Raw genomic sequence first — 19,730 nt, forward strand, 5'->3', positions numbered from 1 at the left:
GGCGTGGGGCGGGGCGCGGTCCAGGCGCGAGGCTTACGCGACAGCGTGATCGTGCGAGTGAGGGCCACGCCGGCGTGGCAGACTAGCCGATCATGGGGGTGAGATCGTGACGACGACACAGCTGCGCGACCAACAGTCCGGGTCCACGAGCCGCGGCACCGGCACCGGCACCGGCACCGGCACCGGCACCGAGAACGGGACGAACGGCGCGGCGGCCTCCGCGGGGACGAGCGCGAAACGCGGATTCTCGAAGATCGGCCCGATCCTGCCGGCCCGACTGCGACCGGTGAACCGCCCCACCATGTGGATCGAGATCGCGCTCATCGGCATCGGCTACTACTGCTACCGGGTGACGCAGAACGCGGCGAGCACCGGCGGCGAGGCCCCGTACCACCGGGGCCGGGACATCCTGGGTCTGGAGCACGCGCTCCACCTCGACATCGAGCAGTGGCTCAATCACACGATCGCCAAGATCGACTGGCTGATCGTGGGGATGAACTACTACTACGCGACGCTCCACTTCATCGTGACGATAGCGGTCTTCATCTGGGTCTACGTCAAGTTCCCCGACCGCTACCGCGCCGTCCGCACCGTGATGTTCGCGATGAACGGCGTGGCCCTGATCGGCTTCTACCTCTACGCCGTCGCCCCGCCGCGCTTGCTCGACCCGACCCGGTTCATCGACACGTTCTGCGTCCACCACACCTGGGGCGAGCAGACCTGCAGCGGAGTGGCGGGCCTGTCCGGCTCGGTGACGAACACGTTCGCCGCGATGCCGTCCCTCCACATCGGCTGGGCGGTCTGGTGCGCCCTGGCGATCGCCCACCTGGCCGAACGCAAGTGGGTGAAGGTCCTGGGCATCCTGTACCCGGTGGCGACCTTCACGGTCATCATCGCGACGGCCAACCACTACGTCCTGGACGTGGTCGGCGGCCTGGTCACCCTGGGTGCCGGCTTCCTGGTCCAGCGCGTCCTGCAAGGACGGCCCGTGTACGGCGCGGCGCCGGAGGACTTGCCGCCGACGCCGTAGGCGTCGCGCATCTCCAGATGCACGGCCGACCGTTGTGCCCTGGCCAGCAGGTCGTCAAAGCTGGGGCTCATTGAACCGGCCACTCTTGACGGCGGCGACGAACGCGGCGAACGCACCGGCCGGGAAGACCAGCGCGCCGCCCTCGGGGTCCTTCGAGTCACGAACGGGCACAACGCCGGAGAAGCCGGGAGCGATCTCGACGCACTCGCCGCCGTTGGTGCTGTAACTGGACTTGAACCAGGCGGCGCCGGCGAACTCGTCGGCCACCTCCACGCACTGCCCGCCGCTGCCAGAGTGCGTGCCCTTGCGCCAACGGGCGCCCGTCAGGTCAACGCGCATGGTCGCCAACTCCCATCGAGCTTCACGGATGATGGCCAGGGGACGCGGCCTGCGAGCCACCTACCCACAGCGAAGCCCCGCCACTCGGGCCGGCGGAGTGACGGGGCGTCGGAGAGGAGCGGGGTCACGCAGCGTCGAACCGGCCGACCTTGAGGGCGGCGACGAACGCGGCGAACGCACCGGCCGGGAAGACCAGGGCACCACCCTCGGGGTCCTTCGAGTCACGAACGGGCACAACGCCGGAGAAACCGGGGGCCACCTCAACGCACTGCCCGCCGTTGGCGCTGTGGGAGGACTTGAACCAGGCGGCGCCGCCGAAGCCGTCGGCCACCTCCACGCACTCTCCGCCGCTGCCAGAGTGCGTGCTCTTGCGCCAACGGGCGCCCGTCAGGTCAACGCGCATGGTCGCCAACTCCCATCGAGCTTCACGGATGATGGCCAGGGGACGCGGCCTGCGAGCCACCTACCCACAGCGAAGCCCCGCCACTCGGGCCGGCGGAGTGACGGGGCGTCGGAGAGGAGCGGGGTCACGCAGCGTCGAACCGGCCGACCTTGAGGGCGGCGACGAACGCGGCGAACGCACCGGCCGGGAAGACCAGCGCGCCGCCCTCGGGGTCCTTGGAGTCACGAACGGGCACGATGCCGGAGAAACCGGGGGCCACCTCAACGCACTGCCCACCGTTAGTGCTGTAACTGGATTTGAACCAGGCGGCGCCGCTGAGGTCCATACCGTTCATCCCAGAACTTCCTTTCGTGTCTTGCCGAGCAGATCGAGGGAAGGTGCCTGCGGTAGAGCTTCGATCTGGAGTTGATCGTAGCTTCTCAGCCATCCCGCGACCGTGTCACTGTCACGCTCAAGGAAGCCGCGCTTCAGCGTCTCCGTATACCCCACCATGCTTCGGTCGGACAGGGTCAGGAGCGTCACCGGTAGGTCGAACGGGCGGGCCGCACCGAGTGAGGACGGCGCGACTTGCAGCGTCACCCTCGGGCGCGCTGCCAGTGCCTCCAGATGATCGAACTGCCGAGCCATGACAGCAGGACCGCCGACGCACCGCAGGGCAGCCTCGTCCAATACAGCATGGACAAACGGCGGCGGCGTACGAGCGAGCAGGACCTGACGCGCCAACAGGAAGGAGACGCGCTCGTCAGCCTGTTGCTGGGTAATGATGCCGCGCTTCACGTCAGCTGCGGCATGGGTCGCCGCGTACTCGCGGGTCTGGAGCAGCCCAGGGATCGCGCTGACCTCGAACAACCGGATGGCAGCAGCATTCGCCTCAAGGGCCGCATACTCCGGGAAGCCTTCCAGGAGACCGCTGTGCTTGAGCCCCCACCACATCAGCTCAAGGGTGCCGCCGGTGCCCAGGCACACGTCACACCTGGTCGCGAACTCGTAGGTAGGACTGCGCGTCGCTCTTTCGATACAACTCACCCACGCGTTGCTGAACCCGATGAGGCTGCCCAGTGCCCGCTGGGTGAGCCCAAGAGCCTCGCGCGACCTGCGGAGCTGCACGCCGAAGGCAGCAGCCGGAGATGACGATGGATCAAGCTTGGTCTTACGCATAGCTGTTCGACCTCCGTACGCCGAGTCCTACTAGGCCCAAGTGTCGAGTTCAATCCCTTCCGATCGTAGCCGCGCGTGCCGATTCTTAGTAGCGGAACGACTACAGAACGGAGCGGCCGATGAAGCGCAGCGAGCCCCCTCGTCACCCCTACACGCCCCAGGTCGGCGAGTTGGTGCACGACACCAAGCACGACGTCGACGGCGTCTACCAGTCCCCCGGCTTCGGCAAGTACCCCACGGTGTACCTGCGACCGGTGGGCGGCGGCATCGAGTGGGAGACCCCGGCCTCCGAGATCGACAGGATCCACCCGGCCCGCGAGTTGGACCCCGTGCAGCCCACCGGAGCCCAGGACCGCGCCCGGAAGCAGGCGACCGCGTGACCCGCCGGCGCCGCCCACCGCACACGCGGGGGGCGGATGTCCTCGCGGCCACCGCCGTGACCCTCCTGATCAGCATCGGTGCCGGCCTGCTGGCCACCGTGCCGCTCCGCTCCACCGATCCGTTCTCGACCCGGGCCGCGCTCTTCATGTGCACCGCGTGCCCACTCGTCATGGTCTGCGTGGTGGCGAGCGAACCGGCCCTGCGGTGGGCCGCCCGGCGCCGCGCCAGGAAGGCCGGACGGTGACGGACCCGCCCTCCATCGCCCCGCCCCGTATCGCCCTGCCGCCCAGGCACCAGTGGCGCCTCGGACGCTGCGTCTGCTGCGACCGCCAGACCCTGGTGGCCCCCGGCCCGCAGATCCCCGCCGGCGAAGGGGCGCTGGTGACCCTCCCGTTCTGCCTGGTGGGATTCGAGCGCGCGGGCCGCCACCTCCACCGCATCCGCCTGCGCGCGGCAGTCACCGAACGCGCCTGACCCACCGAGCGGACACCACCCACCGCGCGCCCCGCACACCACGTTCGCGCCCGCCCGTGCCCCAGACCCGGACGCCGGCACCAGCACCAGCACCAGCACCAGCACGAAAGGGAACACGGTGATCACCACCGCCGCCGCCCGCGCCCTCCTGCGCACCCTCGGCCAGCACCTGGACCACCAGGTCACCTCCGGCACCGGCACCAGCGCCGCCGAACTCGACGCCACGCTCCACGCGATGCGCGCGGTCCACGACCGGATCGCGGCGGACCCGCGCCGAAGCCTGGCCGCCGGAGAGCCCGGGGGCGGTCCTGCGGTCTCTGTCCGCGGGATGGAGTTCGTGTCGTCGGTGCGGCCTCAGCCCCGGCCGGAGTCGGGCAGGGTCCTCGGCAGGTCGGTCGCGACCAGTTCGGCAGCGCGTGTGGGGTCGCCGTCCGCGCGAGCGAGCAGCGCCTCGATGTCGTAGCCCGGTGACCCGAAGGCGGCGTCGACGCCGAGGGAACGGCCCCAGCCGAAGCGTTCCATCGAGAGGGCGGCGTCCAGGTCGGGGCGGAGCTGGTGCAGTGTGGAGACCAGCTCCCAGGCGAAGGCGTCCAGGCGGGCCCGCCGCGCCGGGTCGAAGGCGTTCACGGCGTCGGTGAACCAGTCGTCGCCGGGTTCGTACTCCGGGTGGGCCGGCAGCAGTTCGACGGCACCCGTGATCGGCACGGCGCCGAACCTGAAGACGTCTGAGACCTCGGGGTTGTCGAGCACTTCGGCCAGGAACGGGCCGGCGCGGCGGTCCCGGCGACGGGCCAGTCCGTGGATCGCCTCCGCGCGGGTCTCGGTGTGCTCGTCGGTCGTCCGCTCCCAGAGCGCGGCCCGGATCGCGGGGCTGTCCACCTCGGCCTGGGTGCCGAGGGTGAACGTCGCCCAGTTGCGGACCTCCGGCTCCGGATCCTGGGTCAGCCCGACGAGGACACGGATGTCCGGTCCGTCCGGCAGACCGGTCATGACCCCCGGGAACGAGCGCGCCACCTGCTCGCGGACCTCGGCGTCGGGATGCCCGGCGAGGGTGACGAGGACGGGGACGGCGCGCGGGTCGTACGTCATCTCGATCGCGCGCGCCAGGGCCCACAGCACGCGGTCCTCGGTCTCCCGCTGCGCGAGGGCGACCAGCGCGGTGGCCGTCTCGGCGCGGACCGCCTCGTTCTGGTTGCTGGTGTCGCCCAGCAGGGTGCAGCCCGCCTCGCGCTCGATCGGATCGGCCGAACCGATCAGTTCCAGACCGAGCGGCAGCGCCGCCGCCCCGTCGGCGGCCGCCCGCCACAGCAGCGCCACGTACTCGGGCAAGCCGTCCGGGTCGTCCGGGTCCTCCGCGGAGGCGACGACGCGCGCTGCCACCAGTGCCTGTGTGACCAGGTCCGCCACGATGTCCGTTTCCATCCGGGCATTCTGGTGCACGAACCGCGCGTGCGCGCGGGAATTGTCGGCCCGACCACGCTTCCGGTCAGCGTCTTCGGGTCCACCGCGCCAGGGCACTGACGGTCATCCGGTACGCGCCCGGCCGGCCGCCGTCCTCTTCTACAACGACACGCGGCATCTGCCCGCCGAGCTGCGCCGGACCGGCCTCCCGTCCGAGCGCACATCCGAGCACACCGATCGCGGCGTGCCACCCGACCCCTTCGGGCCGGCGCGCGCCCTGCCGACACGCACGCCGCGTCACCTCGCGCCGCGCCGCCTCGCCCGGCGCCGCCTCACCCCCCGGGCCCGAACCGGCTCCGGTACGCCGACGGCGTGATGCCGATCTGACGCCGCATCAGCGCGCGCAGATTGGCGGCGGTGCCGAGCCCGCTCCGCCGCGCGACGACAGCCAGACGGCCCTCGCCCCGCTCGATCAACCGGCAGGCCAGGGCCAGCCGTTCCCCCGTGAGCCACGCCAGCGGCGTCGTGCCCAGCTGCGCCTGGAAGCGGCGGTGCAACGTCGCCGGGCTGACCGCCGCACGCGCCGCGAGGTCGGAGACGGTGAGCGGCGCGTCCAACCGCTCCTGGACCCAGGCCAGGAGCGGTGCCAGGGACTCGTCCCGTGGCTCGGGCATCGGGCGCTCCACGAACTGCCGCTGCCCGCCGTCCCGGTGGGCTGCGAAGACCAGGCGCCGACTCACCGAGTTGGCGACCTCCGCGCCGTGGTCGCGGCGGACCACGTGCAGTCCGAGGTCGAGTGCGGCCGCGCTCCCGGCGGCGGTGAGGATGTCACCGTCGTCCACGAACAGCACGTCCGATTCGAGCCGGACGGCGGGGAAGCGGGCCCGGAACGAATCCGCCCACTGCCAGTGCGCGGTGGCCCGGCGCCCGTCGAGGACTCCGGCCTCGGCCAGCGTGAAGGCGCCACTGCAGAAGCCGACCAGGCGGGCGCCCCGCGCGTGCGCCCGCCGGACGGCGTCGAGGACGGCCGGGCGTCGGGGCACGTCGGTGTCGGGGCGGTTGGGGACGATCAAGGTGTCCGCGGTCTCGGCCGCCGCCAGGTCCGCCACTCCGGTGAGCGCGAAGAAGCCGTCCCGCATCAGGGTGCGGGGCTCGGGCGAGCAGAGCCTGAAGTCGTAGAGGTCACGGCCGAGTTCGGGTCTGCGCAGACCGAACACCTCGGTCGCGCAGCCGAGCTCGAAGGGGTTCGAGTTCTCGTCGACGATCACGACGACCCGGTGCACGCCCGCCGAACGCACCGCCTGCGAGGATTCTTTCGCCATGTGCGATTCCTAGCACTCACACCGGCCGTGCGAAACGGCTCAGGCTGGCCCCATGAGCAACGAACCCATCTCCCTCGACAAGGCGCTGTCCTCCTTCGACGCCCTGTGGAGCCCCCGCATCGTCACACGCGTCAACGACTACGACGTCCGCGTCGCCAAGGTCGAGGGCGAGCACCTCTGGCACGTCCACGAGGACACCGACGAGTTCTTCCTCGTGCTCGACGGAGAACTGCGCATCTCCTTGCGGGAGCCCGCCGGGGAGCGCACGGTCCTGCTGCCACGGGGTGCGGTCTTCACCGTCCCCCGGGGCACGGAGCACAGGCCGTACGCGCCGTCCGGCGCCGCCATCCTGATGTTCGAGCCCACCGGGACACCGACCGTGGGCGATCGCCACGACGAGATCCCGGACCACGTGGACGCGACGACCGGACACCCACTCGACATCTGAGCCGAACCCAGCCGCGCGAAACAGCGGATCAGGCGGACAGGTTGAGCTGAGTGATCAGCGAGCCGGCCAGCCGGCCCTCGACCGCGGCCGCGCCGGGTTCGCCCCGCAGGAGAGCGATGACGGCACTGGTGTCGAGGACGTGACTCACAGCCGTTCGCCTTCGGACTCGCCCTGGCGGCGGCGTTCTTCGCGGACCAGGTCAGTACCCCGGGTGTTGCCGTCCGGGTCGGGGACACAGATGCGGTTCAGGATGCTCTTGGTCGTCTCGATGACGATGGCGCCGGTCTCCAGGACGCGGATGTGGACCCTGTCGCCCGGGGCGAGGTCCGCCGCCTGCTGGACGGCCACGGGGAGGATTATGCGGCCGCGCTGCCCGATGATGGTGTCCGCCTCGACAGGCCGAGCAGGTGTGGAAGCCATACCGCGACATTACGCCCGAGCTCCCACTGGTGAGCGGAATGTCAGCCCTGCTCACCAGGAGGGAGTGCCGCACTCGGCAGGCCGGGCGGCAGGCACGTGGCGGTGCGCCCCGCGCTCAGCGCCCCGCCAGCAGCGCCGGCAGCTCGGCGATCGAGTCCAGCACGTGGGTGGCCCCGTCCGCCCGCAGCCGCTCGGCGTCGTGCGCGCCGGTGAGGACGCCGGCCACCACGCTCGCGCCGGCGCGGGTGCCGGTGAGCATGTCGTAGCCGGTGTCGCCGACCACCGCGATCTGGCGCACCGAGTCGGTGCCGGTGCGCAGCAGCGCGGTGAGGGCCAGGTCGGGGTAGGGGCGGCCACGGCCCGCGTCGGCGGGGCAGAGCGTCAGGTCGGCGATCTCCTGCCAGCCGAGGGCGTCCAGGATCCGGTCCTGGGTGGCCCGGGAGAAGCCGGTGGTGAGGACCACCGTGCGGCCCTGGGCGCGCAGTTCGGCGATCGCCTCGGCGGCGCCCGGCAGCGCGGCGCAGTGCCCGGCCTCGACCAGGTCGTCGTAGGCGCGCTCGAAGGCGGTGTTGGCCCGCTGGGCGAGCTCCTCCTCGCCGAACAGGTGGCGGAAGACGGAGATCTTGGACTCGCCCATGGTGGCCCGCACGTGCGCCAGCATCTCCTGGTGCCGCTCGCTGCCCGCCGCCACGCCCAGCTCGCCGGCGGCGGCCTGGAAGGCCTGCTCGACCAGGCCGTCGTCGGCCACGGTGGTGCCGGCCATGTCGAGCACGACCAGGGTGATCGGGTCGGCGGGGTTCTCGATGCTCATCGGTGGACGTCCTTACCGGTTGCGCTACTGACCTGCATGGTGGCTGCCAGCCTGCGTGATCCAGGTGACCACGAGGTGTCCGGTCAGCGACGCGCGGACCAATAGTCCTCAAGTTGTACAGACAACCAGCGAGTAGTTGTTCAGCCAACTTGCCCTCGTCCTCAAAAAGGGCCGCCGCTACTCGCGCGCCACCCGCGCCCGCAGGTAGTTGCGGCGGCCGAAGTGCGGCTCGTCCACCGCCGTCAGCTCCTCCACCTGGAACCGGTAGAGCGCCGCCGCCCCGCCCCCGTTCAGGAACTGCTCGCGCACCGCCGGGTCCTGCGCGAAGGTCGGGTAGCGCCCCTGGTAGGCCGTCAGCGCCGCCTGGGCGTGCTGCCCCCAGGCCTCCCCCGCGCGCCCGGTCAGCTGCAGCCCGCGCAGTTGCTCGCCGAAGACCGGCGGCGGCAGGAAGACGGTGGCGGCGGCTCTGGCCTGCTCCGAGAGGTGCAGGCTGTGCCGGGTCGAGCGTTCGCTGACGAAGTAGAGCACCAGCTCCTCGTCGAACGCGTAGAAGGCGAGGTTGGCGTGCGGCCCGTGGTCCGGGCCGGCGGTGGCCAGTGTCAGCACCATGGACTCGGCCAGCAGGCCTTCGACGCCCTTGCGGAGTTCCTCGGCGGGCCAGTCGCCCTGGGTGATGTCGAGCCGGTACGGCATGTGCGTCCCTTCGACCGACCGAACGGGAACCTGCGCGCGCGGCACAGGCGGGCCGGACCGGCGGTGGTGGGCGTCGGCCCGGGGCTTCATGCTGCCCCCGCCGACCCGGGCCGCACAAGGGGCCGACGATCAACTGCCACCGATCACCCGCCACCCCCGCGCAGCACGGAGCCGGGCCCCCCAGGGACCCGGCTCCGGCACCGCGCGCGCCCGACTCGGACGCGACTCGGACGTGACGCGGACGTGACGCGGACGTGACGCGGACGCGGACGCGACTCAGCCGCTGCCCAGCGCGGCCCCCAGCGCCCCGCCACGCAGCCGCTCCACCATTGGCGCGGCCCGGCCGGCCAGCAGTGCGAGCGGGAACGCCACCAGGACGCCGATCAGCGCGCCCACCACCACGTCGTGGGGGTAGTGCACGCCGACCCAGACCCGCGAGGCCGCCATCAGCGCGGCGGCGAGAAGGGCGACGGCGCCCAGCCTGCGGTAGGCGAGGCAGAGCGCGACCGCCGCCGAGAAGGCGATCACCGAGTGGTTGCTGGGGAAGGACCAGTCACCGGGCGCCGGGCAGGTCTCCAGCGTCACCGTGGTGGGCAACTGCTGGCAGGGCCGCACCTCCTCGACCAGGCTCTTGAGGACCGAGTTGACCAGGTAGACCGCGACCACGACCAGCGGCGAGGCGAGCACCCTGGCCATCACCACCGAATCCGCCCGCCGGGCCTGCCACCAGGCCCAGAGCATGAAGACCGCGAAGAGGCCGAGGCCGTAGTCGGACCAGGCCTTGATCAGCTGGTCGAGCCAGTGCGGGGCGGCGGCGGCCCAGCCGGTCACCGTGCTGTAGAGGCCGCCGTCGATGCTGCTGCCGTCGTAGGCGAGCAGGGTGTGGAGCGCGGACGTCATCGGGCCCCGCCCCCGCCCTGACGGTCGGAGTCGGCGGACCGGTCGGCACCGGACCGGCGGGCCTCGCGGCGAGCGCGGAGCAATTCGAGAGCAATCGGGATCACAGAGACAACTACTACCAGACCAACAATCGGCAACAGGTAGGTGTCGACGTTGGGCACGGAGGACCCCAGGCCGTAACCCGCCAGCACCACACCGACGGTCCAGAGCGTGCCGCCCAGCACCTGCCAGCAGGTGAAGGTGCGCACCGGCACCTCCAGCACGCCGGCCAGCGGGTTGAGCACGGTGCGCACCACCGGGATGAACCGGGCCAGCACGATCGCCTTGCCCTGCCCGTACTCGTTCAGCAGCACCTCGGCCCGCGCCGCGCCCTTCACCAGCGCCTTGCGCCGGGTGCGGGCCAGCAGCGGACGCCCGCCGCGCCGCCCGATCAGGTAGCCGACCTGGGCGCCGGCCAGCGCGCCGGCCAGCGCGGCGAGCAGCACCTGCCAGAGCACCAGGTGCGGGCCGCCGTGGGTGCCGGAGACGCAGAGCAGCCCGGCGGTGAAGAGCAGCGAGTCGCCGGGCAGGAAGAAGCCGACCAGCAGGCCGGTCTCGGCGAAGAGCACCACGGCGATGCCGAGCGCGCCGAAGGCGGACAGCAGGGACGAGGCGTCCAGCACGTTGACCGCGAGCAGGGAGGAGGCGAAGGGCACGTTCGGCGGACCTCTCATACTGATGGGGTACCAAGGGCGGCGGCGACTCCGCAGCGCTCACCCCGACCGTCTACAGTGACGTAGACGGTCTACATGACTGTAGACGACGCCTGGAGGTCACGTCGACATGCCCGAAGTGCCCGCCATGCCCGAAGTGCCGCCCTCATCCGAAGTGCCCCTGCCCGAAGTGCCGTCCACGTCCGAAGTGCCGTCCACGTCCGAAGTGCCGTCCACGTCCGAAGTACCGTCCGCGTCCGAAGTGCCCGCCGCGCGCCGCCCCTCCGGCGAGCTCGAAGCCCAGGTGCTCGCCGCCCTCTGGGCCGCCGACCGGCCGCTGACCCCGCAGGACGTGCAGTTGGCACTCGGCGGCGAGCTGGCCCGCACCACCATCGCCACGATCCTGGCCCGACTGCACGACAAGGGCACGGTCGAACGCACCAGGGCCGGGCGCGCCTACGCCTACACCCCCACCGTGCGGGACCCGGCCGGGCTGGCCGCCCGCCGGATGCGCACCGAGCTGGACCGCGAGCAGGACCGCTCCACCGTGCTGGCGCGCTTCGTCTCCGACCTCTCCGACGACGACGAGCGGCTGCTGCGCGAGCTGCTCGGCGAGGGCCCGCAGAACCATCAGGACCCGCAGGGCGGCCAGGCTCCGGCGGGCGACCAGGGCCCGCAGGGCGGCCAGGCTCCGGCGGGCGACCAGGGCCCGCAGGGCAGCCAGGCTCCGGCGAGCGGCCAGGACCCGGCGGGCGGTGCCCGGTGATCCTGCTCGTCCTGGCCCCGCTGCTGATCCCCTTCCTCGCCGCCCCGGCCGCCCGCCGCCTGGCCGACGCGCTGCCGCCGCGCCCGGCCGCCTGGGTGCTGGGCACCACCGGCGTGCTGCTGGCCGGCGCGAGCGCCGCCTCGCTGGGCCTGCTCGCGGCGGGCGGGCTGCTGCGGATCCCGGCCGTCGCCGCGCTCGGCCACATCTCACTGCCCTGGCTGGCCCAGGCCTCGCCCGCCGCCCTGGTGGCGGCCTGGCCGGCCGCGCTCGCGCTGGTACTGGCCGGCCTGCTCACCCTGCGCACCGCCCACCGCCAGGTCACCGACCTGCGCCGGGCCCACGCGGCACTGGCCCCCTGCCCGGCTTCCGACGCCTCCACCCGCACCGGCAGCTCCGCCCGCACCGCCGCCTCCGCCACCTCCGCCATCTCCGCCGTCTCCGCCACCTCCGCCACCGACGGGCCCCCGCTGGCCGTGCTGGACGACGACCGCGCCGACGCCTACGCGCTGCCCGGGCGCCCCGGTCGACCAGGACGGATCGTGGTCACCGCCGGCATGCTGCGCGCCCTGCCCGCGCCCGAGCGGGCCGCGCTGCTCGCCCACGAGCGCGCCCACCTGACCGCCCGCCACCACCTCTTCCTGGCCGCCGCCGAGTACGCCGCCGTGCTGCACCCCGCGCTCGGCCGGCTGCGCGCGCCGCTCGGCTTCCACCTGGAGCGCTGGGCCGACGAATGCGCCGCCCGCGCGGTCGGCGACCGCGCCCTGACCGCCCGCGCGGTGGGGCACGCCGCCCTGGCCGCCGCCCGCACCCCTCGCCCGCCGCGCCCCGGCCTCGCCCCGGCCGCCGCCACCGGGCCGGTGCCGCGCCGGGTGGCCGCCCTGCTCTCCCCGCAGCCGCACACGGCCACCCGCACCGGCACCCGCCGCCGCGTGGTCGCCGCGCTCGCGCTGGCCGCCTGCCTGGGCGTGAGCACCGCCGCCACCGCCGCCACCAGCGACCTCCACCGCACGGTGGAGAGCGCGCAGTTGGCGGACGGCGGGCGCTGACCCCGGGAGTCCGCGCCCGCGCCCGCCCCCGGCCGCCCCAGCCCCGGCCACCCCGCGTCGGTCGCTCACCGTCAACCCATGCCCTTGGTCGGCGGATCCCCCGACCACCGGGGCGGCGGCACCCGTACGCTGTGGGCGACAGGGTTGCCGGGCCCTGTCCCGGGCCGAGCTGGACCGATGACACGGCGAGGGGAGCCACCATGCGGGAGACCGCGCACCTGGGACACCTGGGCCGGGGTGAGGAGGTGGTCGAACGGTCCACCGCCGAGACCGCCCGCAGCCACGAGCAGGTCGTCACCGGCGAGATCCCCCGCCAGGCCCCGCGCCCCGAGATCGGCGACTCCTGGGAACGACTGCGCCGCCTGGGCCTTGACCCGGAGCGCGGCCGCGATCCCGAGCACCTGGGCACCGCCGAGATCGAGCACCGCCGCCGCGCCAGCGGACTGGACGTCGTGATGCCGACCTTGCGCGACACCCTGCTCGACCCGATCACCGACCTGCCGCTGATCCTGGCCGTCGCCGACTCCCAGGGCACCGTGCTCTGGCACGAGGGCCCGCGCCAACTGCGCCGCAGCGGCGACCTGATCGGCTTCATGACCGGCGGCCGCTGGGGTGAGGACGAGGTGGGCACCAACGGGATCGGCACGGTGGCGCGCACCGGGCGCCCGCTGCGGGTGCACTCCAGTGAGCACTACGTCCGCAACCAGCACGCCTGGACCTGCGTGGGCGCCCCGGTCCGCGACCCGCGCACCGGGCGGGTGGCCGGCGTGGTCGACCTGAGCGGTCCGGCCCGCGGCATGCACCCGCAGCTGCTGGCGCTGGCCGTCACCGCCGCCCGGCTCGCCGAGACCGAACTGCGCGCCGCCCAGCTGGAGTCGCTGCACCGGCTGCGCACCGTCGCCGCCCCGGTGCTGGCCCAGGCCGCGGGGCCGGCCCTGGTGGTCGACCGGGACGGCTGGACGGCCGCCACCGCCGGCCTGCCGCCGATCAGCCGGCTGCGGCTGCCCGCCGATGGCTGGGGCTCGGCCCCGCTGCACTGGCTGCCCTCGCTGGGCGAATGCGCCGTGGAGCCGATCGCCGACGGCTGGCTGGTGCGTCCGCTCACCGGCTCCCCGCAGGCGGTCTCCGAGCAGGCGTCCGGGGCCCGGCTGGTGCTCGACCTCGGTCGCGCCGACCGCCCGGAGGTCTCGGTGCGTGGCGGCGTCGGCAGCTGGTCGCACGCGCTCAGCCCCCGGCACGCCGAGTTGCTCCTGCTGCTGGCAGCGCACCAGACCGGGCGGACGGCGGCGGAGCTGGCCGAGGACCTCTTCGGCGACCCGTCCCGGGCGGTCACCGTGCGGGCCGAGCTCTCCCGGCTGCGCCGCTACCTGGGCGGGCTGCTGGAGCACCGCCCGTACCGGTTCGCCGAGACGGTGCAGGTGGAGGTGGTCCGCCCGGCCGACCCCTCGCAGCTGCTGCCCGCCTCCTCGGCACCCGGGATCCGCGGGCTGCGGGCGCTGCTGGACAGCGGCGCGGTGCTGCTGCCCGGCTGCCGGATCGCGGCGGCGGGCGTCGAGGAGGCGTCCGAATTGTCCCGCAGACAGGTGCCGATCCAGCGGCGCGGGCCCGCCTGAGCACCAGCGGCGCCCAGGCGGTCAAGCCCTCAAGCCCTCAAGCCCTCAAGCTCCCGAGCTCCCGAGCTCCCGAGCTCCCGAACCCTCAGGCCTTCAGCTCTCGCCCAGGTCGCCCAGGCCACCCAGCTCACCCAGGCCGTCCGGCTCACCCGGGTCGTCCTGGTCGCCAGGCTCGCCGGCATCGCCGTGATCTCCGTGATCTCCGTGATCTCCGAAGAGGAAGGCCGAGAGCTGCTCGTCGGTCGGCCCGCAGTCCGGCTCGCCGCCCTCCGGCACCTCGGCGTAGGTGCGGTCCAGCCAGTCCCGCACCTGCGGCGCGGAGGCCTCCAGCAGCGCGCTGCCGTAGGGCGACTCCAGCGCCAGGTGCAGGGTCGCGCCGTGGCAGGGGCAGTGCGCGGGCCACAGGCGCACGTCGCCCTGGCCGGTCAGGCCGCGCAGTCCGTCGCGCAGCAGGTCGCGGGAGAAGACCCAGTCGACCTCGTCGGGCCGGCCCAGGTGGAAGGTGACCAGGATCTCGTAGGGGCGCTCGGGTTCGTAGCGGAACCGGGTGGGGACGGTGCCCACCTTGTCCCGGCCCAGCGCGATGCGCAGGGTCAGGACCTCCTCGACCGGTACGGCCGGACGGAGCGGCGACTGCGGCCGGGCCCCCTGGGTGGCGGGGTACGGGGCTCCGCCGGTGGCGGCGGACAGGTGATCGCGCGGCATGGCTGATTCTCCGGGGCGAGAGCGGACCGGGCCAGCGTGCTCCGCCGCTACGGGATGCCGCAAAGGTTGCAGGGGGTTGCAACGTGCGCTGATCGGCGACGGCCGGGCCGGCGTTTTCCGCTCCCGCGTTCGGTCCGTGCACCAGACGGTACGTCAACTTCTGCCGTCCGGCAGCCGGTCCGCGTTGTTGATCTGCGACTGGTGTGCTCCCTCTCTCTTTGCCGGCCCGGTCACGCGGTGCCGCCGCGCTGGTACTCTCGTCACTCTGTCGACACGGGTGGTGCCACGGGGGTGACGGTCCGCCGGAGCGCGGATCGGGGCAGCCGGGGCCGTGGTCGGGCGGAGTGTTCGGATCCGGCGTTCGAGCGCGACTTCGGGCGCGGCTTCGGGCGCGACTCCGGACGTGGTGTTCGAGCGGGGAATCGATCGGGGATTTCGGGCGGGGTAGCGGCAGCCGACCGGGGAGGTCGGCTGGGGAGGAGAGGAGTCCGGTGGCTCACCGGGAAGGCACCCCCACGGCGGCGCAGCAGGCGCCGCCGCAAGGCCGGCACAGCCGGCCCAGGCCGCTCGGCGGGCAGTTCCGACTGCCCGCGATCAAGGTCTCCGGCGCGGCGATGGCGATGTCCACCGTGGTCGGCATCAGCATCGCGACCACCTGGCTGGTCAGCGCCCAGCAGCGGGTCGGCTACGGGGTGCGGATGACCGAGGTCGGCGCCACTCCCTCCGGGCCGGGCTCGACGCCCGCCACCGGTGCGCCGGGCGGCCGTCCCGCGGTCGGGCCCGCCGCACCCGCTCCGCTGGCGGGCGCGACGATCAGCGCCCGTCCCGCCACGGGCAAGCCGGCCGGCGGCGCGCCGCTCACGCCCGCGCCCGGCGCCGCCGTGCCGGTGGCCGGCGGCCCCGCGCGCCCGGCGTACACGCCGCCGTCCGCGCCCTCCGACCCGGGCGCCCGCCCGCTGACCGCTCCCGTCAGCCCCGAGCCCGCCGCGCCGCCCCCGCTGGCCGCATCGACCCCGGACGCCGGCATCACGACGTCCCCCGCGCCCACCGCCCCCGCCGAGGCCGGCGCACCGGCCGCGTCCGAAGCGCCCGGCGCCGCCGGGGCCTCGACGCCGCCCGCCGGGGCACCCGCGGGGACGGTCGGCGGGCCCTCCGTGCGGCCGTCGACCGCCACCGCCGGCCACCCGCCCACCGGCACGGGCCGCGTGCCCGGCGGCGCGACGCCGTCGCCCACGGGCGAGCCCACAGCCGCGCCCTCGCCCACCGCCACGCCCGCACCCACGCCCACCGCAGGCCCGGGCACCACGGGCACCACCGCCCCCGGCGCCCCCAGCGATCCCTCCAGCCCCAGCAGCCCCAGCAGCCCCAGCGATCCCACCAGCCCCGGCACCCCCACCGGCAGCGCGAGCGACCAGCCCTCGCCCCCGGTCACGGTGCCCCCGGCCCGCTCGCCGGAGACCCCGCCACCCGCCCCCACCCCGCTGACCCCGACCTCGCCGGCGCCCCCGCTGATCCCGGCGCCCCGTCCCTCGCCGGACCTGATCGGCGGCGACAGCGCCGCCATCGCCCCGGCCGCGCCGATCCTCAGCGGCCAGGGCAGCACGGCGGACCCGGCCGGGCTCGGCCGCCGCCACACCGTGACTCTCACCGTCACCGAGCCGCTGGCCGCCGTCGAGGTCGAGCTGCGCCTCGACGCCGACGCCTCGGCCGGGGCGATGGCCTGGAGCACCCTGCCCGGTGCCCGGGTGACGCTCCTTCAGCGCGGCTCCGCCCTCGTCTACCGCTTCGCCCCGGCCCCGGGCGAGGACCTGGCGCCCGGCACCTACACCTTCACCGTGCAGGACGCCCGCTCGGCCGACCCCGGCCTCCGGGCCGCCGACAGCGGCTGGACGGCCTCCGGCTTCGCGCTGCGCGACCCGCACGCGGTGGCCGCCCTCGGCGTCTTCGGCGCCCCGGTGCCCCGCCGCGGGCCGCTCCCGGGCTGATCCCGGGCCGCTCCCGGGCTGGTCCGGGGCTGCTCCCGGGCTGGTCCGGGGCCGCTCCCGGGCTGATCCCGGCCTCGGGGAGGCGGGCCCGCCACCGGGCACCGCCTCCCGGGCAACCCTCGCGCCGCACCTGCCTCCCCTTCGCCCCGACCAGCTGATCCCACCCTGACCTGCCCTTGGCTAGGCTGGCCCTGTAGCGCACGCCGGTTCGCCCCACCGTGCCCGTCCAGTCCAGGAGGATCACGTGTCCACCACCCTGACCCAGGGCTCCAACGCCCCGCTGTCCGCAGTCCGGGTGAGTGTGGAGGTGACCTGCCGTCAACGGGTGGACGTCTCCGGGCTGCTGCTCACCGCCGCCGGCAAGGTCCGCTCCGACGCCGACCTGGTCTTCTTCAACGCCCCGCGCGGGCCGGGCGTCACCCACCGCCCGGCCGGCGGCTCCACCCCGGACGCGATCACGGTGGACACCTGGGCGGTGCCGGCGGATGTCAGCACCATCGTGATCACCGCCAGCCTGGACGAGGCCGGCGCCACCTTCGCGGGCACCGAGCCCACCGCGACCATCAAGGACGCCGACACCGGCCAGGTGATCGCCGAGTTCACCCCGCCCCGGCTGAGCCGGGAGACCGCCCTGGTGGTGGTCGAGGTCTACCGGCGCGGCGCGGAGTGGAAGGTGCGCGCGGTCGGCCAGGGCTACGCGAACGGGCTGGCCGGGATCGCCACCGACTTCGGCGTCTCGATCGAGGAGCCGGGCCCGGCGGCGGTGCCCCCGATGCCCGGCTACGCGCCCACCCTCCCGCTGATGCCCTCCGCACCCGCCGCCCCGCCGGTGCCCGCCGCCCCGCCCGCACCGGCCGCACCGCCGGTGGCATCCGGTCAGCCTGGCCAGGGCGGTCCGGGCGGTCCGGGCGGCCAGGGCGGTCCGGCGGCCGCTCCCAAGGTCACCCTGGACAAGGGCCGGGTCTCCCTGGTGAAGGGCGGCTCGGTCTCCCTGGTCAAGGGCGGCCGCCCGCTGCTCTCCTCGATCCGGATGGCGCTGGGCTGGGAGCCCGCCAAGCGCGGCCGCAACGTCGACCTGGACGCCTCCTGCATCGCCTTCGACGCCAAGCGCGAACGCCTGGAGACCGCCTGGTTCATGAAGCTCAACATCTTCAACGGCGCCATCCAGCACACCGGCGACAACCTCACCGGCGGGGGCGCGGGCGACGACGAGGCCATCGAGGTCCACCTGGAGGGCTTGCCCCCGGAGGTCTGCGGTCTGGTCTTCGTGGTCAACTCCTTCTCCGGCCAGCGCTTCACCGAGGTCACCGACGCGTACTGCCGCCTGCTCGACGTGGCCACCGGCGAGGAGCTGGTCCGCTTCGACCTGACCAACGCCCAGCCCCACACGGGCGTGGTGATGTGCAAGCTGGTCCGGCAGTACTCGGGCGAGTGGGTGATGACCGCCCTGGGCGAGTTCGTCGACGCGAAGACCGCCCGCGGCATGGTCAAGCCCGCGGCCGCCCTGCTCTGAGAGCCGCCGCCCGCGGGGCACCGCCCGCGCTCTGCTACGCTGCGCACCGCAGGCCCGAGGTACCGGCGCACGGTACGCGGGGCCCATGACCGAGGAGGTGAGAGGCATTACCGCTGTCGCAGTTCGGGTGCTCTCCCTCCACGGTCCCGCCGCACACCAGGCCTGAGCCGGGCGCGGACCTCGGGAGCACCTTCGGTTCCCCCGAAAGGCGTTCACCGCTCTCATGCAGCTCCTGACCCACCCCGCGATCGTCGCCCGACTCCGCGGCGCCGGCTGCGTCTTCGCCGAGGACGAGGCCGACCTGATCCTCGCCACCGCCACCGGCCCCGAGCAACTCGCCGCCATGGTCGAGCAGCGCGTCGTCGGCCATCCGCTGGAGCACGTGCTCGGCTGGGCCGAGTTCCACGGCCTGCGGATCAGCCTCGACCCGGGCGTCTTCGTCCCCCGCCGCCGCACCGAGTTCCTGATCGACTGCGCCGCCGAACTCACCGCGCCCGGTGACCTGGTGGTCGACCTCTGCTGCGGCTCCGGCGCGCTCGGCGCGGCACTGGCCGCCGCGGTGCCCGGCGGCGTCGAGCTGCACGCGGCCGACGTCGACCCGGCCGCCGTCGCCTGCGCCCGGCGCAACCTCCCCACCGGCGCCCACGCCTACGCGGGCGACCTCTTCGCCCCGCTGCCCGCCCGGCTGCGCGGCCGGGTCGCCACCCTGCTCGCCAACGTCCCCTACGTCCCGACCGGCGACATCGCGCTGCTGCCCGCCGAAGCGCGGGTGCACGAGGCCCGGGTCGCCCTGGACGGCGGCGCAGACGGCCTGGACGTGCTGCGCCGGGTCGCCGCGGCCACCCGGCACTGGCTGGCACCGGGCGGCGCGCTGCTCTTCGAGACCAGCGAGCGCCAAGTGCCCCACGCCGTCGCCACCGTGACCGGCGCCGGGCTGAGGGCCGAGGTGCGCACAGACGACGAGCTGGACGCCACCGTGGTGGTGGCCCGCCCCTCCTGACGCTCCGTCAACTACCGGACGCCCCGGCCCCGTCAGCGCCTGTTCTTCTTGGCGACGGGGTCGGGCCGCCGCACCGCGCTGAAGCCGCACGCGGGCGAGCAGAGCGTGACGACGCCGCGGTAGGTGGTCTTGGTGCGCCCCTTGGTGGTGCTGCGGGACATCGACGCCTCGCGCAGGTTCGGGCCGCCGCACTGCGGGCAGAGGAACCCGATCGGCTTTCCCCACGGCCGCGACGGGCTGTACGCCCGCAGCAGCGGGATGCTCAGCAGCACCGCCACCCCGATCAGCACGCCACCGAAGACGATCTCCCCGGGCTGGCCGTTGTGCTGCTGGTCGAGCAGGTCCTGGTAGCTGGAGGAGCTGGTGAGCGCGCCGTTGGTGTACTCGTCGCAGATGTCCGAGGTGCTCATCGTCTTGCCGTCGCAGGTCGGCGCGGAGTTGTCGTTCGGGTGGCCCTGGCCGGCGAAGATCAGCCCGATGCCGATCGCCACCAGGACCAGCAGGAACACGATGGCGCCCGTCCGGGACTTCCCCGAGCTGCGCCACTCCCGCTGCCTCACAGCGCCGTTGATCAAGAATTGTGTCTGGCTGACAGTTTCGGCCATGTCGACGATCCCCCGTCGGTCGAGA

At 73.9% G+C, this 19,730-nt stretch carries 23 protein-coding genes and 1 pseudogene; 11 read left to right on the forward strand and 13 right to left on the reverse strand.

Annotated features, from left to right (window positions below; translation table 11 throughout):
• Window positions 1–106: 106 nt before the first annotated feature.
• Window positions 107–1,030 carry a phosphatase PAP2 family protein gene (locus tag OG455_RS11730; protein WP_266292834.1) on the forward strand — a complete coding sequence of 308 codons (924 nt, stop codon included), beginning with the start codon at window positions 107–109 and terminating at the stop codon, window positions 1,028–1,030.
• Between the two features lie 54 nt (window positions 1,031–1,084).
• Here OG455_RS11730 and OG455_RS11735 read toward each other — a convergent pair whose 3' ends face one another.
• The 4 genes from OG455_RS11735 to OG455_RS11750 form a co-directional block, all read right to left on the reverse strand.
• Entirely contained in the window at window positions 1,085–1,369 is a 285-nt protein-coding gene (locus OG455_RS11735; protein WP_266292835.1) for a DUF397 domain-containing protein, read from the reverse strand.
• 124 nt (window positions 1,370–1,493) lie between these two features.
• Window positions 1,494–1,772: a DUF397 domain-containing protein gene (locus OG455_RS11740; RefSeq protein WP_266292836.1), complete on the reverse strand. Its 279-nt coding sequence runs from the start codon at window positions 1,770–1,772 to the stop codon at window positions 1,494–1,496.
• 124 nt (window positions 1,773–1,896) lie between these two features.
• The gene (locus tag OG455_RS11745) at window positions 1,897–2,106 is read right to left on the reverse strand and encodes a DUF397 domain-containing protein (protein WP_266292837.1); all 210 of its coding nucleotides are present in this window, start codon (window positions 2,104–2,106) and stop codon (window positions 1,897–1,899) included.
• Window positions 2,103–2,930, reverse strand: coding sequence for a helix-turn-helix transcriptional regulator (locus OG455_RS11750; protein ID WP_266292838.1), 828 nt, complete (start codon window positions 2,928–2,930; stop codon window positions 2,103–2,105). Before OG455_RS11750 ends, OG455_RS11745 begins: the two co-directional genes overlap by 4 nt.
• Before the next feature lie 119 nt (window positions 2,931–3,049).
• Here OG455_RS11750 and OG455_RS11755 point away from each other — a divergent pair, with 119 nt between their 5' ends.
• Genes OG455_RS11755 through OG455_RS11765 form a run of 3 tightly spaced genes read left to right on the forward strand, consistent with a single transcriptional unit; the run spans window position 3,050 to window position 3,785 of the window.
• Window positions 3,050–3,310, forward strand: coding sequence for a hypothetical protein (locus tag OG455_RS11755; RefSeq protein ID WP_266292839.1), 261 nt, complete (start codon window positions 3,050–3,052; stop codon window positions 3,308–3,310).
• A 56-nt stretch (window positions 3,311–3,366) separates the two neighbouring features.
• A complete protein-coding gene (locus OG455_RS11760) occupies window positions 3,367–3,555 on the forward strand; it encodes a hypothetical protein (RefSeq protein ID WP_266292840.1) in 189 nt (62 codons plus the stop codon).
• Window positions 3,552–3,785 carry a hypothetical protein gene (locus OG455_RS11765; RefSeq protein WP_266292841.1) on the forward strand — a complete coding sequence of 78 codons (234 nt, stop codon included), beginning with the start codon at window positions 3,552–3,554 and terminating at the stop codon, window positions 3,783–3,785. Before OG455_RS11760 ends, OG455_RS11765 begins: the two co-directional genes overlap by 4 nt.
• A gap of 354 nt (window positions 3,786–4,139) precedes the next feature.
• Here the strand turns inward: OG455_RS11765 and OG455_RS11770 are convergent, their stop codons facing one another.
• Window positions 4,140–5,207 (reverse strand): HEAT repeat domain-containing protein, encoded by a 1,068-nt coding sequence (locus OG455_RS11770; RefSeq protein WP_266292842.1) that lies wholly within the window; start codon window positions 5,205–5,207, stop codon window positions 4,140–4,142.
• Window positions 5,208–5,518: 311 nt separating this feature from the next.
• Window positions 5,519–6,508: a GlxA family transcriptional regulator gene (locus OG455_RS11775; RefSeq protein ID WP_266292843.1), complete on the reverse strand. Its 990-nt coding sequence runs from the start codon at window positions 6,506–6,508 to the stop codon at window positions 5,519–5,521.
• 52 nt (window positions 6,509–6,560) lie between these two features.
• Here OG455_RS11775 and OG455_RS11780 point away from each other — a divergent pair, with 52 nt between their 5' ends.
• Window positions 6,561–6,956, forward strand: coding sequence for a cupin domain-containing protein (locus OG455_RS11780; protein ID WP_266292844.1), 396 nt, complete (start codon window positions 6,561–6,563; stop codon window positions 6,954–6,956).
• A gap of 144 nt (window positions 6,957–7,100) precedes the next feature.
• Here the strand turns inward: OG455_RS11780 and OG455_RS11785 are convergent, their stop codons facing one another.
• The 5 genes from OG455_RS11785 to OG455_RS11805 form a co-directional block, all read right to left on the reverse strand.
• Entirely contained in the window at window positions 7,101–7,376 is a 276-nt protein-coding gene (locus OG455_RS11785; RefSeq protein ID WP_323185471.1) for an AbrB/MazE/SpoVT family DNA-binding domain-containing protein, read from the reverse strand.
• A 115-nt stretch (window positions 7,377–7,491) separates the two neighbouring features.
• On the reverse strand, window positions 7,492–8,187 hold the full coding sequence (locus OG455_RS11790; protein ID WP_266292846.1) for a phosphonatase-like hydrolase: 696 nt from the start codon (window positions 8,185–8,187) through the stop codon (window positions 7,492–7,494).
• A gap of 177 nt (window positions 8,188–8,364) precedes the next feature.
• Complete coding sequence (locus OG455_RS11795) at window positions 8,365–8,880, reverse strand: pyridoxamine 5'-phosphate oxidase family protein (protein ID WP_266292847.1); 516 nt, start codon at window positions 8,878–8,880, stop codon at window positions 8,365–8,367.
• A 276-nt stretch (window positions 8,881–9,156) separates the two neighbouring features.
• Window positions 9,157–9,780, reverse strand: coding sequence for a phosphatase PAP2 family protein (locus OG455_RS11800; RefSeq protein ID WP_266292848.1), 624 nt, complete (start codon window positions 9,778–9,780; stop codon window positions 9,157–9,159).
• Complete coding sequence (locus OG455_RS11805; RefSeq protein ID WP_266292849.1) at window positions 9,777–10,493, reverse strand: DedA family protein; 717 nt, start codon at window positions 10,491–10,493, stop codon at window positions 9,777–9,779. Before OG455_RS11805 ends, OG455_RS11800 begins: the two co-directional genes overlap by 4 nt.
• 241 nt (window positions 10,494–10,734) lie before the next feature.
• On the opposite strand from OG455_RS11805, the pseudogene OG455_RS11810 reads away from it, so the two are divergent.
• The 3 genes and pseudogenes from OG455_RS11810 to OG455_RS11820 form a co-directional block, all read left to right on the forward strand.
• Window positions 10,735–11,091 (forward strand): annotated as a pseudogene (locus OG455_RS11810) (BlaI/MecI/CopY family transcriptional regulator); the annotation flags it as partial.
• Between the two features lie 143 nt (window positions 11,092–11,234).
• Window positions 11,235–12,284, forward strand: a complete 1,050-nt coding sequence (locus OG455_RS11815; RefSeq protein WP_266292851.1) for a M56 family metallopeptidase — start codon at window positions 11,235–11,237, stop codon at window positions 12,282–12,284.
• Window positions 12,285–12,484: 200 nt separating this feature from the next.
• A complete protein-coding gene (locus tag OG455_RS11820; protein ID WP_266292852.1) occupies window positions 12,485–13,897 on the forward strand; it encodes a GAF domain-containing protein in 1,413 nt (470 codons plus the stop codon).
• Window positions 13,898–13,990: 93 nt separating this feature from the next.
• Here OG455_RS11820 and OG455_RS11825 read toward each other — a convergent pair whose 3' ends face one another.
• Window positions 13,991–14,602 (reverse strand): SsgA family sporulation/cell division regulator, encoded by a 612-nt coding sequence (locus OG455_RS11825; protein WP_266292853.1) that lies wholly within the window; start codon window positions 14,600–14,602, stop codon window positions 13,991–13,993.
• A 491-nt stretch (window positions 14,603–15,093) separates the two neighbouring features.
• On the opposite strand from OG455_RS11825, the gene OG455_RS11830 reads away from it, so the two are divergent.
• From OG455_RS11830 to OG455_RS11840, 3 genes are all read left to right on the forward strand, one after another.
• The gene (locus OG455_RS11830; RefSeq protein ID WP_266292854.1) at window positions 15,094–16,587 is read left to right on the forward strand and encodes a hypothetical protein; all 1,494 of its coding nucleotides are present in this window, start codon (window positions 15,094–15,096) and stop codon (window positions 16,585–16,587) included.
• 256 nt (window positions 16,588–16,843) lie between these two features.
• Window positions 16,844–18,100, forward strand: coding sequence for a TerD family protein (locus OG455_RS11835; protein WP_266300736.1), 1,257 nt, complete (start codon window positions 16,844–16,846; stop codon window positions 18,098–18,100).
• Window positions 18,101–18,323: 223 nt separating this feature from the next.
• Window positions 18,324–19,100 (forward strand): putative protein N(5)-glutamine methyltransferase, encoded by a 777-nt coding sequence (locus OG455_RS11840; RefSeq protein WP_266292855.1) that lies wholly within the window; start codon window positions 18,324–18,326, stop codon window positions 19,098–19,100.
• A 32-nt stretch (window positions 19,101–19,132) separates the two neighbouring features.
• Here OG455_RS11840 and OG455_RS11845 read toward each other — a convergent pair whose 3' ends face one another.
• Complete coding sequence (locus tag OG455_RS11845) at window positions 19,133–19,660, reverse strand: hypothetical protein (protein ID WP_266292856.1); 528 nt, start codon at window positions 19,658–19,660, stop codon at window positions 19,133–19,135.
• Between the last annotated feature and the right edge of the window lie 70 nt (window positions 19,661–19,730).

The organism is Kitasatospora sp. NBC_01287, assembly GCF_026340565.1.
GTDB lineage: Bacteria > Actinomycetota > Actinomycetes > Streptomycetales > Streptomycetaceae > Kitasatospora.